This is a genomic window from Cupriavidus laharis (assembly GCF_914271435.1).
Lineage (GTDB): Bacteria > Pseudomonadota > Gammaproteobacteria > Burkholderiales > Burkholderiaceae > Cupriavidus > Cupriavidus laharis.
The window spans coordinates 41146-55798 of sequence record NZ_CAJZAI010000020.1 but is presented as its reverse complement, the minus strand read 5'-3'; the positions used below and the strand labels follow the sequence as shown (position 1 = coordinate 55798).

Sequence of the window (14653 nt, the reverse complement as noted above, 5' to 3'; positions counted from 1 at the left end):
AGGGAACGATACTTCACGTCACCCGCCCGGCCATCAGGAAAAAGCGTTCTTCTGGCAACATGGGCGTGATTGTATCCGCGAGCGACCATTACCCCCACAGAAGTGGGGTGCGAAATTGTGACTTTTTTCGCATTCCCAACGAGTGCCCTCTCCGACGACGGGCGAAAAAAAACCGCACGACCAGCGTGCGGCTTTTTTGCTTCGCGTGATCCGGCAGGGCCGGACCGGCGAACACACATCAGCGCTTCGAGAACTGCTTGCGGCGACGTGCCTTGTGGAAACCGACCTTCTTACGCTCGACTTCACGCGCATCACGCGTGACGTAGCCAGCCTTCGACAGGGCCGACTTCAGCGTTGCATCGTAGTCGATCAGGGCGCGGGTGATGCCGTGACGGACCGCACCGGCCTGGCCGGTTTCGCCGCCGCCGGTAACGTTGACCTTGATGTCGAACGTTTCAGCGTGCTCGGTCAGTTCCAGCGGCTGGCGCACGATCATCAGGGAAGTTTCGCGAGCGAAGTATTCCTTGATGGGCTTGCCGTTGACGACGATGTCGCCCTTGCCCGACTTGATGAAGACACGTGCCACGGCGCTCTTGCGGCGGCCAGTACCGTAATTCCAGTTACCGATCATGGATTGGCCTCCTTAGATTTCCAGCGCCTTGGGCTGCTGCGCTTCGTGCGGATGCTCGGCTTCGGCGTAAACCTTCAGCTTCTTGATCATCGCGTAGCCCAGCGGACCCTTCGGCAGCATGCCCTTGACAGCCTTCTCCAGGGCACGGCCCGGGAAACGCTGCTGCATCTTGCCGAACGTCGTTTCGTAGATACCGCCCGGGTAGCCCGAATGGCGATAGTACTTCTTGTCCGTTTCCTTGGTACCCGTGACACGCAGCTTGGCTGCATTGACGATGATGATGTAATCACCGGTGTCGACGTGCGGAGTGAATTCCGGCTTGTGCTTGCCGCGCAGACGGCGTGCCACTTCGCTGGCGACACGGCCGAGGACTTTGTCCGTCGCGTCAATCACGTACCAGTCGCGCTTAACCTCATGAGGCTTGGCGGAAAAGGTCTTCATGATTTTTCCTGACTATTAGAGAACTGCCCGATACCGACTCGCGAAGGCTTGTACTCGCCCCTGCAAATCTCGTCGGCCGGCCCTTTGGACCTGGCCTTCCTGCTTGTCTTCGCAGGCTCTCCCTGAATCTCTTCCCGCGGGCATGGCGGAAAAGCCGTAGATTATACTGTCGGACGCGACCGGGACACAAGCTAAGCCGAGAGGATTTCGCCAAGATCGCCACGACCGAGGCTGCTTGATGGCTGCAAACGCGGCGTTTGATGCACCTCCCCGGCACAGGCAAAAAAAAACCCAAGCTGGTTTAGCTTGGGTTTGAATCCACCAAAGGAGGAGGGTGGAGGAGACACTTGGAGATCGACGGTGTTTCCTGCGGGCGGTGCGGAGAGCTTGGCCGGGGCTTCGCTTTCGCACTCTGGCGCGCTGTCTGCGCCGTCGTTCAATGATTGGAATTATACATGGGGTAATCCCTGATGCAAGCGAAATTTGCACTGCGAAATGCAATCCCACATCATGGAAAGCAACGCACACCCCGATAGAATGCAATTTCTTATTTAAAATCAATTACTTGACGCATGAATCTATGTGTCACAAGACTGACATATTAGAGGAAACCCTCAGTTTCAACAGGGATATCGGCATCTGCTCGACAGACTTCACGATGTCGTATCCTGGAAAAAGCAAGATTCGAGATCACGCGCTCGTGACCCAAAACACACAACTCTGACGACAGGAACGAACAGAATGGAATGCAAAGTGACATGGATGGGTGCCGAAGGCATGAGCTTCGTCGCCCAGACCGGCAGCGGCCACATCGTCGCCATGGATGGCGCACCGGAAGGCGGTGGCCACAATCTCGCGCCGCGCCCGATGGAAATGGTGTTGCTGGGTACCGGCGGCTGCACCGCCTATGACGTGGTCCTGATCCTCAAGCGCGGTCGCCAGGAAGTGAGCGGCTGCAGCGTGAAGCTCGAAGCCGAGCGCGCCAGCGAAGACCCGAAGGTCTTCACCCGCATCAATTTCCACTTCGTGGTGACCGGCAAGAACCTTAACCCGGCCACGGTCGAGCGCGCGATCAAGCTTTCGCACGAGAAATACTGCTCGGCGTCGATCATGATCGCCAAGACCGCGGAGATCACGCACACACTGGAGATCGTCGAAGGCTGACGGATGCGAATGCCCGGGCAGTTGAACACTGGCCGGGCACATCGGAAGACAAGTGCAAAGCAGGCCGATAAGCCGGATTCTGTGCGCGCCGCCGCACCTTGCGGCGGGCGGCGCGTGACAACCATTCCTCTAGGCCGACTGTTGCCAGCCGGCTCCAGCTCCCTACCCGCAGGCTCAGCGGGCCGCCTCAATGCCTGCCTATTTGGGATTGCTCCAGGTGGAGGTTACCGCGTTTCACCCTTCCCGCCAGGCGAACCCGGCGGCAAGACTCGTCTCTGTGGCCCTATTCCGCACGTTACCGTGGATGGCTGTTAGCCAACACCCTGCCCTGTGGAGTCCGGACTTTCCTCCCCCTGCACCTTGCGATGCAAGCAGCGATTGTCTGGCCTGCTTTGCGGCCCGAAGTCTAACACCAATGCGCCCCGCCGGTCAGGCTTCGCTCTCCTGGCGCCGGCCCAGCCGGAATACCGTCACGTCCGCATAGAATGCCGCGTCGGCATTGGCATCCGACCAGCCGGGAATGCCCATGACGGGCAACGGCGCGAAGCTGCGTCCGCCGCGTAGCCGGCCGGCGTCGGCAGCAGCCTGCAAGGACGCGGCCACCGCATCATCGAGCATGGCAGGTCTGGCGGCGGATACCGGCGGCAGCGCCAGCGGCCATGCATGGGCCGTGACAGACTTGTACGGATTCACCAGCTTCTCCAGCAGCGCGTGGCCGAACGGCACCACCGTGCACTGGCGGCCCCAGTCCTGCCGCCGCCGGACAAACAACTCCTGCCATGCAAACTCGCGCAGCGCCGCCTCAAGGCTGGCGTCGGCGCTCAGGAACAGTATGGCGTTCTCGTCAAACAGCGTCGCGGCATCACGCACACCGCCTCGACCGGCCTGAACGCCCGTGCGGCCGATTACCTCAGCCTGGATCGCATTGAGCCGCGCCTTCGCTTGCGGGAAATGCAGCCAGATCAGCGCGTTGAAGAAATCGTGGAGGTTGTCGCGCGTCGGCACCGCGCCGGTGGCGTGGATGTTGGCCTCATAGGCAGTACCAGCGGGCAATTCCTCCTGTGCGATGAACTTCAGCGGCAGGCCTCGGCCATTGCGCAAGCCTGACCCGGCAGCCAGCTGGTTCAGGCACGCATGCAGCGAGGCGCCATCCGCCACGACCGCGGCCAGGCCGGCACCGGCGGCCGCAAAGGGCTGGAACCACGGCTGCGTCCAGTCGATGGCCGAAAGCGAAGCGGCGAACGCATGGTTCGCCGCCGATGGGACTGCCGTCAATGCCTTGCGCTTCAGCGCGCCTTCCAGCGCAGCGTTTCGCCCGCGCGCAGCGGCACCAGCGTGGCGTCGCCATAGGGCAGCTCGGCCGGCAGCTGCCAGTCTTCACGCTCCAGCGTCAGCGTGCCGGTACTGCGCGGCAGGCCGTAGAATGCCGGGCCGTTGAAGCTGGCGAACGCTTCCAGCTTGTCGAGCGCGCCGGCGGCATCGAAAGCTTCGGCATACAGTTCCATCGCGTGCAGCGCGGTGTAGCAGCCGGCGCAGCCGCAGGCATGTTCCTTCAGGCCGCGCGCGTGCGGGGCGCTGTCGGTGCCCAGGAAGAAGCGGTCGCTGCCGGACGTTGCCGCGGCGACCAGCGCCTCGCGGTGGATCTCGCGCTTGAGCACCGGCAGGCAGTAGTAATGCGGGCGGATGCCGCCGGTGAAGATCGCGTTGCGGTTGTACAGCAGGTGGTGCGCCGTGATGGTCGCGCCCACCGGGCCGCTGGCGTCGCGCACGTACTGCGCCGCATCCTTGGTGGTGATGTGTTCGAACACCACCTTCAGTTCCGGGAAGTCGCGGCGCAGCGGCGTCATGACGCGGTCGATGAAGACGGCTTCGCGATCGAAGATGTCGATATCGCCATCGGTCACTTCGCCATGCACCAGCAGCGGCAGGCCCACGCGCTGCATCGCCTCCAGCGCGACCGCGCAGCGGCGGATGTCGGTCACGCCGGCATCGCTGTTGGTGGTGGCGCCGGCCGGGTACAGCTTGACACCGTGCACGAAGCCGCTCGCCTTGGCGGCGATGACTTCCTCTGCCTGGGTGTTGTCGGTCAGGTACAGCGTCATCAGCGGCTCGAAGCTCATGCCGGCCGGCAGCGCAGCCAGGATGCGCGCACGATAAGCCTGCGCCTGCTCCACCGTGGTCACGGGCGGCTTCAGGTTCGGCATGATGATGGCGCGGCCGAACTGGCGCGCGGTGTCAGGCAGCACGGCCGCGAGCGCCGCGCCGTCGCGCAGGTGCAGGTGCCAGTCGTCCGGGCGGGTAATGGTGAGCTTCTGGGTCATGGCTTGCTGGGCCTGCCGCCGCAAGCGCGGCAGGCAGTCTGGAAGTTAGAGAATCAGGATGGCGCGGTAATCGTTCACATTGGTGCGCGTCGGGCCGGTCACGACCAGATCGCCGATGGCATCGAACAGGCCCCAGGCGTCGTGCGCGTCAAGCTGGCGGCGTGCCGGCATGCCGGCCGCCTCGGCACGCGCCAGGGTCGTCGGACCCGCGAGCGCGCCCGCATTGTCCTCGGAACCGTCGATGCCGTCGGTGTCGGCCGCGATGGCGTGCACGCCCTCCATGCCAGCCAGTTCGATCGCCAGCGACAGCAGGAATTCCGAACAGCGCCCGCCCCTCGCCTTGCCGCTGCCACCGCCGGCCGGCAATGTGACCGTGCATTCACCGCCAGAGATCAGCGCCACGGGCGCGGCAAACGGCGCATTGTACGCGCGAATCTCCCGCACCAGCGCGGCATAGACGCGCGCAACCTCCTGTGCCTCGCCCGTCACCGTGTCGCCGAGGATCACCGGGGTGATGCCGCGCTCGCGGAACAGCGCCGCGGCGGCCTGCAGGCTGCCATGCGCGGTGGCGATCATGCGGTTGTCGACGCGCTGGAATAGCGGATCGCCAGGCTTGGGCGTCTCCGGCACCTCGCCGCGGGCACCGCGCTCCAGGTGCGACTGGACGCTGGCCGGGACGGTGGCGCCGTACCGGCGCAGGATATCGAGCGCATCGGCGAACGTGCTCGGGTCCGCCACGGTCGGCCCCGACGCGATGGCGCTGGGATCGTCCCCGGCCACATCCGAGACGATCAGCGTCGTCACCGGCGCCCGGCTGGCCTGCGCAAGGCGGCCGCCCTGGATGCGCGAGATGTGCTTGCGAACGATGTTCATCTCGGTGATCGGTGCCCCGCAGCGCAGCAATTCCTTCGTCGTGGCCTTGAGGTCGGCCATCGGAATCCCCTCGGCCGGCAGCGACAGCAGGCTCGAGCCGCCTCCCGAAACCAGCACCAGCAGCTGGTCCTGCGGCGTCAACGTCGACACGCGGTCCAGGATCTCGGCCGCGGCCTGTTCGCCAGCTTCGTCCGGCACCGGATGCCCGGCCTCGATCACGCGCACATGCCCGGTCGGCAGGCCGTGCGCATAGCGCGTGACCACCACCCCCTCGATCTGCGCCTTGCCGGCATAGGCCTGCTCCACTGCCAGCGCCATTGACGCCGCGGCCTTGCCCGCGCCCACGACCAGCGTGCGCCCGCTCGCGTGCGGCGGCGGCAGGTGCGCGGCAACGATCTTGAGCGGATCCGCTGCCGCAACCGCCGCCTGGAAGGTCTCCAGCAGCAGCGCGCGCGGATCGCCCGCGAAACTGCCCGCCGCGCTCACAGCGCCTCCGCAATCGCGCGGCCCAGGTCCTCGGTGCCGGCCTTGCCGCCGATGTCGCGCGTCAGCGGCGCATGGTCCGGGCCTGCGGCCAGCACCTTCTCGATCGCGTCCAGCACCACCGCGCCCGCCTCGTCGTGGCCGAGGTGCTCCAGCATCATGGCGCCACACCAGATCTGGCCGATCGGGTTGGCCACACCGCGCCCGGCAATGTCCGGCGCGGAGCCGTGCACCGGCTCGAACAGGCTCGGATACGTGCGGTCCGGGTTGATATTGCCCGATGGCGCGATGCCGATGGTGCCGGTACAGGCCGGCCCCAGGTCGGACAGGATGTCGCCGAACAGGTTGCTGGCCACCACCACGTCGAACCAGTCCGGATGCTGGACGAAGTGGGCGGTCAGGATGTCGATGTGGTACTTGTCGACCTTCAGGCCGGGGTAGTTCGCCGCCATCGCCTCCACGCGCTCGTCCCAGTACGGCATGGTGATCGAGATGCCATTGGACTTGGTCGCCGAGGTCAGGTGCTGCTTGGGGCGCTTCTTCGCCAGCTCGAAAGCGAACTTCAGGATGCGGTCGACGCCCGTGCGGCTCATCACTGTCTCCTGCACCACGATCTCGCGCTCGGTGTTCGGGAACATGCGGCCGCCGATGCTCGAGTACTCGCCCTCGGTGTTCTCGCGCACGACGTAGAAATCGATATCGCCGGGCTTGCGGCCGGCCAGCGGGCTGCGGATGCCCGGCATCAGGCGCACCGGCCGCAGGTTCACGTACTGGTCGAAGGAACGGCGGAATTGCAGCAGCGAGCCCCACAGGGACACGTGATCGGGCACCGTGTCGGGCCAGCCCACCGCGCCGAAGTAGATGGCGTCGTACTTCACCAGCGTGTCGAACCAGTCGTCCGGCAGCATCTTGCCGTGGCGGGCGTAGTAGTCGCAGCTGGAGAAATCGAAGTGGTCCCACCGGAAGTCAATGCCAAATTTGCGTGCGGCGGCATCCATGACGCGAATGCCCTCGGGCATCACTTCCGTGCCGATTCCGTCTCCGGGAATTACGGCAATCTTGTATTGGCTCATAGCGGTCGGGAGGGGTGGTGCGGGATGGCGTGAGGCGCTCAAAGGCGTGCGCTTGGCAGCGGCCCGGGCGCGCGGGATAATGCCTGCATTCTATTGCAAAGCGGCAGCCCCCTGCCGACCCGGTGCCCCGCCATGTGCCAGCTGCTAGGCATGAACTGCGCCACGCCGACCGACGTGACATTCTCCTTCACCGGCTTCGCCGCTCGCGGCGGCGTGACCGACCACCACGCCGACGGCTTCGGTGTCGCCTTCTTCGAAGACAAGGCCTGCCGGCTCTTTATCGACAACCAGTCGGCCGGTACGTCGCCCGTCGCGGACCTGATCAAGCGCTATCCGATCAAGTCGAAGAACGTCATTTCGCATATCCGCAAGGCCACGCAAGGCACGGTGCTGCTCGAGAACTGCCATCCGTTCATGCGCGAACTGTGGGGACGGCACTGGATCTTCGCCCACAACGGCGACCTGCTGAACTTCACGCCGTTCCTGTCCGGCGTCTACCAGCCCGTGGGCGACACCGACAGCGAACTCGCGTTCTGCACGCTGATGCAGGGGCTGCGCAAGCGCTTCCCTGGCTCGCAGCCGCCGCTGAACGAGCTGTGCCATGCGCTGGCGGACATCACGCGGGAAATCACAACGCACGGCGTGTTCAACTTCCTGCTGTGCAATGGGCAGGCCCTGTTCGCGCACTGCTCGACGCGGCTGTACTACATCGTGCGGCAATGGCCGTTCTCGACCGCGCACCTGATCGACGCCGACCTGTCGATCGACTTTGCCCAGGTCACCACGCCGGATGACCGGGTCGCGGTGATCGCTACCGCACCGCTGACCGACAACGAAACGTGGACGCGCTTCGAGCCGGGCGAGCTGATCATGTTCATCGACGGGCGTCCGCAGATGACGCAGATGGTGCCGATCCCGCCAGAGGTGCAGGCGAAGAACGCGGCTAATACGGCTTGTACCTGAAGCCATGCGCGCCGGACTGACAAAAAAGGGACGCCGCGGCGTCCCTTTTCCGTGCAGCGGTGCGCTGCGATCTCAGTGATGCAGGATCTTCGACAGGAACTGCTTCGCCCGGTCCGAGCGCTGCTCGATATTGCCGAAGAACTCTTCCTTGGCGCAGTCCTCAACGATCTTGCCGGCATCCATGAAGATCACGCGGTTGGCCACCTTGCGTGCAAACCCCATTTCGTGGGTCACGCACATCATGGTCATGCCTTCCTGCGCGAGCTGCACCATCACGTCCAGCACCTCGTTGACCATCTCCGGGTCCAGCGCCGAAGTCGGCTCGTCGAACAGCATGCAGATCGGGTCCATCGACAGCGCACGCGCAATGGCCACGCGCTGCTGCTGGCCACCCGACAGCTGGCCCGGGTACTTGGCTGCCTGGCTCTTCAGGCCCACGCGCTCGAGGTACTTCAGGCCCTTGGCCGTGGCCTCCTCCTTCGAACGGCCGAGCACCTTCATCTGCGCGATGGTCAGGTTCTCGGTGATCGACAGGTGCGGGAACAGCTCGAAGTTCTGGAACACCATGCCCACGCGCGAACGCAGCTTGGGCAGGTTGGTCTTCGGGTCGCCCACCGAGGTGCCGTCCACCAGGATGTCGCCCTTCTGGAACGGCTCCAGCGCGTTGACGGTCTTGATCAGCGTCGACTTGCCCGAGCCCGACGGTCCGCAGACCACCACGACCTCGCCCTTGGCAACCCTGGTGGTGCAGTCGGTCAGCACCTGGAAGGTGCCGTACCACTTGGAGACATTGTTGATTTCAATCATAGGGCCACCTTTTTCTGGTAACGCTTGACCATCAGCGAAACGGAGTAGCAGATAACAAAATACACGAGACCGGCAAACAGCAGCATTTCGACGATGCGGCCGTCACGCTCGCCAACACCATAGGCCTGGCCGAAGAAGTCGGCCAGCGCGCTGACATAGACCAGCGACGTATCCTGGAACAGGATGATGCCCTGCGTCAGCAGCAGCGGCACCATGTTGCGGAAGGCCTGCGGCAGGATCACCAGCTTCATGGTCTGCCCGTAGGTCATCCCCAGCGCCTGCGCGGCAAACATCTGCCCGCGCGACACGCTCTGGATACCCGCCCGGATGATCTCGGAATAATAGGCCGCCTCGAACAGCGAGAACGCCACCAGCGCCGAGGTCATGCGCAGGTCCGATGCCGGCGACAGGTTGAAGATGTTCTGCAGCACCTGCGGGATGATCAGGAAGAACCACAGCAGCACCATCACCAGCGGGATGGAGCGGAAGATGGTCACGTACCCCTGGGCAAACCAGTTGAGCGGCTTGATGGACGACAGCCGCATCATTGCCAGGATGGTGCCCCAGACGATGCCCACGATCACGGCCGTGACGGTGATCTTGAGGGAGACCAGCATGCCCTCGCCCAGCACCTCCAGCGTAGCCGGGGTGATGGAGCTGAAGTCGAATTCGTATGCCATGGCGCCCCCTTACTTGCTGCCGATGAAACCGGGCACACGGCTGCGGGCCTCGACCCAGCGCATGACCAGCATGACGACGATGTTAATGAGCGCGTACATCAGCGTCACCGCAATGAACGACTCATACGGGCGTGCGGTGTAGTCCACGAGCTGGCGCCCCTGGGCCGCCAGTTCGAGCAGGCCGATGGTCGACGCCACCGCCGAATTCTTGAAGATGTTCAGGAATTCGGAGGTCAGCGGCGGCACGATGACGCGGAACGCCATCGGCAGCAGCACGAAGCGGTAGGTCTGCGTCAGCGTGAAGCCCATGGCCAGGCCGGCGCTCCGCTGGCCGCGCGGCAGCGAATTGATGCCCGAACGCACCTGCTCCGTGACACGCGCCGCGGTAAAAGTGCCCAGGCACAGCATGGCCGCCAGGAACTGCTGGGTGAACGGGTTCATCTGCTTGATGGCCTCGCCGCCGGGCAGCAGCTCGGGGCCGACGAAATACCAGATGAACAGCTGCACCAGCAGCGGAATGTTGCGGAAGATCTCGACATAGGCCGCGGCGAAGCCCGACAGCCACTTGTTGGGCACCGTGCGCAGCACGCCGAGCACGGAGCCGATGGCCAGAGCAATGACCCAGGACGAGAGCCCGAGCGCGATCGTTACCTTCAGGCCGGAAATCATCCAGTCCAGGTAGGTCTCGTTCTGGGCGGCCTGCTCGAGGAATACTCCCCAATGCCATGTGTAGTTCATGATGCGTCCTCAAAAAGAAACGGAAGGACATGCCTTCCGTTTCGCACGCCTGTATGCGTCAGGTCAGTCGAGTGCCTTGTCGTTCGGGTTCTTGAAGAGCGCCTTCATGTCTTCCGACAGCGGGAAGTCCAGGTTCAGGCCCTTCGGGGGAACCGGCTGCATGAACCACTTGGTGTACAGCGTGTTGACGGTGCCATCCTTCATCATGCCGGCGATCACGGTATCGGACAGCTTCTTGAACTGCGGATCATCCTTGCGGATCATGCAGCCATAGGCCTCGCGCGATTGCGGCTTGCCCACGACGATCCAGTCGGCCGGGTTCTTGGCCTTGGCGCGCTCGCCATACAGCAGCGCGTCGTCCATCATGAACGCCACAGCGCGGCCCGATTCCAGCGTCAGGAACGACTGGCCATGGTCCTTCGTGCTGATGATATTCATGCCCAGCTTCTGGTCATCGTTCATCTTGCGCAGCAGGCGCTCGGACGTGGTACCGGCGGTGGTCACCACGTTCTTGCCCTTCAGGTCGGCCCAGTCCTTGATGCCGCCATCCTTCTTCACCATGATGCGCGTGCCGATGATGAAGATGGTATCCGTGAAGGAAACCTGCTTCTGGCGCTCCAGGTTGTTGGTGGTCGAGCCGCACTCGATATCGATGGTGCCGTTCTGCAGCAGCGTGATGCGGTTCTGCGAGGTGATCGGAATCTCCTTCACCTGCAGGTTCGGCATCTTGAGCTGGTCCTTGATGGCTTCCACGATTTTCATGTTGATGTCGTAGGAATAGCCGACCTGACGGACGCCGCCCAGGTTGTAGTTGAACGGGATCGACGAATCGCGCACGCCAAGCGTAATCACACCGGTATCTTTGATCTTCTTCAGCGTGCCCGTCAGTTGCTCGGCTGCCTGTGCGGTACCGCACACGAAGGCCGCTGCCATCATCAGGGAAGCCAACTTGGCAATTTTCATAACATCTCCTTGACCATGAAGAGAAAGGCGGGATTCTACTGACGAATGTCCCACAGATGAAACAGTATTGCGCAGCATCCCTCTCAAAACAACTGGGTTTTACTCCTAGAAGTCGAATTCAAGGCATAGGTGCGCAGCGACGCCCGATATGACAACGCGGCCCTCGGACATTTCCTCGAGCCGCGTCTGGCGGTCATTCCGACGTTGCTGCGCCGCAACAGAACAGTTGATGGCGCAATGGCGTGGTCATCAGGGGTACAGGCCGCGCATTTCACGCGCCTGCAGGATCCGCGAGCAGGCCACGATGAACGCGGCAGTGCGCAGCGTCACCTTGTTGTCCTGCGCCACCTGCCAGATCGCGCGGAACGCCTCTTGCATGATCCGTACCAGGCGATCGTTGATTTCCTCTTCGGTCCAGAAAAAGCTGGAAAAGTCCTGCACCCACTCGAAATACGACACGGTCACGCCGCCGGCGTTGGCGATCACGTCCGGTGCCACCAGGATATTGCGCTCGCGCAGGATGTCATCCGCTTCGGGCGTGGTCGGGCCGTTTGCACCTTCGATGACCAGCTTTGCCTGAATCTGGGGCGCGTTCTTCGCCGTGATCTGGCCTTCCAGCGCCGCCGGGATCAGGATGTCGCAATCCACCTGCCAGAACTGTTCCGACGAGATGACTTCCGCCTGGAAGCCATCGATGGTGCCGCTGTGCGAGGCGTATTCCATCATCGCGGGCACGTCCAGGCCGGCCGGGTTGTACAGCGAGACGCGGTGGTCCTGCACGGCCACCACCTTGGCGCCGGCCTCATGGAACAGCTTGGCGGCCACGGCACCGACGTTGCCGAAGCCCTGTACGGCCACGCGGGCGCCCTTGATCTCCAGGCCGATATTGCGCGCGGCCTCGGACCCGACCACGAACACGCCGCGGCCGGTCGCCTCGTGACGACCCAGCGAGCCGCCCAGCGAGATCGGCTTGCCGGTCACGACGCCGGTGGCGGTGCTGCCGGAGTTCATCGAATAGGTGTCCATCATCCACGCCATCACCTGGGCATTGGTGTTGACGTCCGGCGCCGGGATGTCCTTGCTCGGCCCGATGATGATGTTGATCTCGCTGGTATAGCGGCGCGTCAGGCGTTCCAGCTCGGCGTGCGACAGCGTGCGCGGGTCCACGCGGATGCCACCCTTGGCGCCGCCGTAGGGCACGTTCACCGCCGCGTTCTTCACCGACATCCACGCCGACAGCGCCATGACTTCCGACAGCGTCACGTCCTGGTGGAAACGCACGCCACCCTTGCCCGGGCCGCGCGACAGGTTGTGCTGCACGCGGTAGCCCTCGTAGTGGGCGATGGTGCCGTTGTCCAGCTCGATGGGTACGTCGACGATCATCGCGCGCTTGGGGCGCTTGAGGGTTTCAACCCAGCGTGCCAGCGAGCCCAGGTAGGGCGTGACACGGTCCACTTGTTGCAGGTAGATGCCCCATGGGCCGAGATTGTCGGCGTTGAGGTAGGACGGCAGTGCGTGCTTTTGGCCAGCAATATTGGTCGGTGCTGCGGAAGACATCGGTTGGTTCCGGGGTGGAGAATGCCCGCAAGCTTAGGCGTGGCGCGGGTCCGGAATCCAATGCCGTTTGGTCATTCGGTCATGCAAGATGTGCATAACGTTGAAAGGTGACTGGTCAACGAAGGGACGTCTCTTGCAGACCACGGACATGCTCCCTCTCCCGCAGGCGGGAGAGGGAGCAAACCATCGCTAATCCGACGCCAGTGTCGCCCATACTTGATCCACCAACTGCCGCTTGCGCCGTGCCGCCGTGGCCCGCCGATCGTTGCCGTTCTCCCCCGGCCGTTCGCGGTACAAGCGGATCTCCATGTCGATCGACAGCGGCAGGCCGCGCGCCGACTCCGCACGCACCAGCCGCCCCTGCGCGACGTCCTCGCGCACTGCGCTCTCGGGCAAGAAAGCCATGCCATGTCCGGACAGCGCCATGACCTTGAGCGCCTCGGCCATGTCCGTCTCGTAGCATTTGTCGAGCTTGAGCGCTTCCGAGGTATCGGCCAGCAGCATGTCCACCATGCGGCCAAGGAAGGCATTGGGCGTGTAGCTCAGGAACGGCACCGGTTTCTTGTCCGTGCCGGGCAGCCGGTACAGCGGCTTGCCGGCGCTGTCGGGCACGCTATAGGGCGATAGCCGCTCGATGCCGAGCACGAGCATGTCATAGCGAGCCGGATCTAGCTGGATCGCCTGACGCGCATGGTGGTACACCATGACCAGGTCGCAGCCGCCCTCCACCAGCATCAGCACCGCGTCATGCACGTTGAGCGCGCGCAGCCGGCACGGCAGCGTGCCGATCTTGCGCTCGAGCGCCTTGAGCCATTCGGGGAAGAAGGTCAGCGACAGCGTGTGCGGCACGGCGAATTCCAGCACCTGCGCGTTCGACGAGCGCTGGCCCCGCATCAGCGCCCGCGTCTCGCTGACCTGCGCCAGCATCGCCAGCGCCTGCTCGTAGAACACCTTGCCGGCGGCGGTCAGGCTGGTCGGGTAGCTGGAGCGGTCGATCAGCTCCGTGCCGACCCACGCCTCAAGCGACTGGATCCGGCGCGAGAACGCCGGCTGCGTAACATGCCGCTGTTCAGCCGAGCGCGAGAAGCTGTGCGTCTCGGCCAGGCTGACGAAGTCTTCAAGCCATTTGATTTCCATGACGCGGATTATCCACCGGCTTGGACACCAGCGGCACTGGCGCGCAAGGCGTTCCCATAGGTCGCCAATTCATAGCATTTGATTCTTTAGATTGCTATGCTCATAGCATGTATTTGCACACCTTACCGATATCGGACGACAGATTGCATGCCTTTGCTCCGGCGCCGCACCTATGATTTCCACATACCAAGAACGTCACGGAGCCAGCCATGCAATCCTGCCCAGCCACCACAGGCGGCACGCCCGCCTTCCAAGCGGGCCCGCTGGGCCAGCTCGCGCGCAGCATGGAGGCAACCTTCGCGCACAGCGCGCGCATGGTGGCCGGCAATATCGACACCTGCCTGCCGGACGCCGACACCCTGCTGGCCTGCCTGCCGCCGGGTGCGCTGCTCGGCAACCCGCACAGCTATGCCCGCCACCTCGTCTATGCCGATCCGCTCGCGCGCTTCTCGGCCATGCTGCTGGTCTGGCGGCCCGGGCAGTCCAGCCCCGTGCACGGGCACCGCACCTGGTGCGCCTACCGCGTGCTGCGCGGCACCCTGAGCGAGCGCCACTACCAGTGGGATCCGGCCACGCAGCGCGCCACGCAGACCGGCAGCGCCGAGCGCAGGGCCGGCGCCACCTTCAGCGTGCCGGCGGGCCTGCAGCACATCCATGCGCTTGGCAATGCCAGCGACGCCATCGCCGTATCGCTGCACCTGTATGGCGTGGACCAGGACCAGATCTCCACGGGCGTCAACCTGCTGGTTGAGACCGTCGACGCCTGACGCGCCCGCTCCGGGGACGGCGTGCAAGGGCTGCCGCCTCCCCGGGAACAAACGC

Annotated in this window: 15 protein-coding genes and 1 other RNA gene; 3 read left to right on the top strand and 13 right to left on the bottom strand. The window is 64.0% G+C overall.

Annotation, left to right across the window (positions count from 1 at the left end; translation table 11 throughout):
• Positions 1–238: 238 nt before the first annotated feature.
• Together rpsI and rplM are read right to left on the bottom strand one after the other, a co-directional pair.
• Complete coding sequence (gene rpsI / locus LDO29_RS25160; RefSeq protein WP_011296659.1) at positions 239–631, bottom strand: 30S ribosomal protein S9; 393 nt, start codon at positions 629–631, stop codon at positions 239–241.
• A 12-nt stretch (positions 632–643) separates the two neighbouring features.
• The gene (gene rplM, locus LDO29_RS25155; protein ID WP_010813907.1) at positions 644–1072 is read right to left on the bottom strand and encodes a 50S ribosomal protein L13; all 429 of its coding nucleotides are present in this window, start codon (positions 1070–1072) and stop codon (positions 644–646) included.
• 741 nt (positions 1073–1813) lie between these two features.
• Here rplM and LDO29_RS25150 point away from each other — a divergent pair.
• Positions 1814–2236 carry an OsmC family protein gene (locus tag LDO29_RS25150; protein ID WP_224082463.1) on the top strand — a complete coding sequence of 141 codons (423 nt, stop codon included), beginning with the start codon at positions 1814–1816 and terminating at the stop codon, positions 2234–2236.
• Between the two features lie 52 nt (positions 2237–2288).
• On the opposite strand, the gene rnpB is transcribed toward LDO29_RS25150, so the two are convergent.
• The 5 genes from rnpB to LDO29_RS25125 form a co-directional block, all read right to left on the bottom strand.
• An RNA gene (rnpB, locus tag LDO29_RS25145) (RNase P RNA component class A) lies at positions 2289–2630 on the bottom strand.
• A gap of 35 nt (positions 2631–2665) precedes the next feature.
• Positions 2666–3511: a DUF3025 domain-containing protein gene (locus tag LDO29_RS25140; RefSeq protein ID WP_224082462.1), complete on the bottom strand. Its 846-nt coding sequence runs from the start codon at positions 3509–3511 to the stop codon at positions 2666–2668.
• Between the two features lie 11 nt (positions 3512–3522).
• Entirely contained in the window at positions 3523–4557 is a 1035-nt protein-coding gene (gene pyrC, locus LDO29_RS25135; protein WP_224082461.1) for a dihydroorotase, read from the bottom strand.
• Between the two features lie 45 nt (positions 4558–4602).
• A complete protein-coding gene (locus LDO29_RS25130) occupies positions 4603–5916 on the bottom strand; it encodes a glycerate kinase type-2 family protein (RefSeq protein ID WP_224082460.1) in 1314 nt (437 codons plus the stop codon).
• On the bottom strand, positions 5913–6986 hold the full coding sequence (locus tag LDO29_RS25125; RefSeq protein ID WP_224082459.1) for a tartrate dehydrogenase: 1074 nt from the start codon (positions 6984–6986) through the stop codon (positions 5913–5915). Before LDO29_RS25125 ends, LDO29_RS25130 begins: the two co-directional genes overlap by 4 nt.
• Positions 6987–7118: 132 nt before the next feature.
• On the opposite strand from LDO29_RS25125, the gene LDO29_RS25120 reads away from it, so the two are divergent.
• Positions 7119–7949, top strand: a complete 831-nt coding sequence (locus tag LDO29_RS25120; protein WP_224082458.1) for a class II glutamine amidotransferase — start codon at positions 7119–7121, stop codon at positions 7947–7949.
• A 72-nt stretch (positions 7950–8021) separates the two neighbouring features.
• On the opposite strand, the gene LDO29_RS25115 is transcribed toward LDO29_RS25120, so the two are convergent.
• The 6 genes from LDO29_RS25115 to LDO29_RS25090 form a co-directional block, all read right to left on the bottom strand.
• The gene (locus LDO29_RS25115; RefSeq protein ID WP_224082457.1) at positions 8022–8756 is read right to left on the bottom strand and encodes an amino acid ABC transporter ATP-binding protein; all 735 of its coding nucleotides are present in this window, start codon (positions 8754–8756) and stop codon (positions 8022–8024) included.
• The gene (gltK, locus tag LDO29_RS25110; RefSeq protein WP_224082456.1) at positions 8753–9436 is read right to left on the bottom strand and encodes a glutamate/aspartate ABC transporter permease GltK; all 684 of its coding nucleotides are present in this window, start codon (positions 9434–9436) and stop codon (positions 8753–8755) included. Before gltK ends, LDO29_RS25115 begins: the two co-directional genes overlap by 4 nt.
• 9 nt (positions 9437–9445) lie before the next feature.
• Positions 9446–10174 (bottom strand): amino acid ABC transporter permease, encoded by a 729-nt coding sequence (locus LDO29_RS25105; protein ID WP_224082455.1) that lies wholly within the window; start codon positions 10172–10174, stop codon positions 9446–9448.
• Positions 10175–10237: 63 nt separating this feature from the next.
• A complete protein-coding gene (locus tag LDO29_RS25100) occupies positions 10238–11137 on the bottom strand; it encodes a glutamate/aspartate ABC transporter substrate-binding protein (RefSeq protein ID WP_224082454.1) in 900 nt (299 codons plus the stop codon).
• A gap of 249 nt (positions 11138–11386) precedes the next feature.
• Positions 11387–12694 carry a Glu/Leu/Phe/Val family dehydrogenase gene (locus LDO29_RS25095; protein WP_224082453.1) on the bottom strand — a complete coding sequence of 436 codons (1308 nt, stop codon included), beginning with the start codon at positions 12692–12694 and terminating at the stop codon, positions 11387–11389.
• A gap of 189 nt (positions 12695–12883) precedes the next feature.
• Positions 12884–13831, bottom strand: a complete 948-nt coding sequence (locus tag LDO29_RS25090) for a LysR family transcriptional regulator (RefSeq protein WP_224082452.1) — start codon at positions 13829–13831, stop codon at positions 12884–12886.
• A 209-nt stretch (positions 13832–14040) separates the two neighbouring features.
• Between LDO29_RS25090 and LDO29_RS25085 the strand changes: the two genes are divergently transcribed.
• Positions 14041–14598: a cysteine dioxygenase family protein gene (locus LDO29_RS25085; RefSeq protein WP_224082451.1), complete on the top strand. Its 558-nt coding sequence runs from the start codon at positions 14041–14043 to the stop codon at positions 14596–14598.
• Positions 14599–14653: the final 55 nt, after the last annotated feature.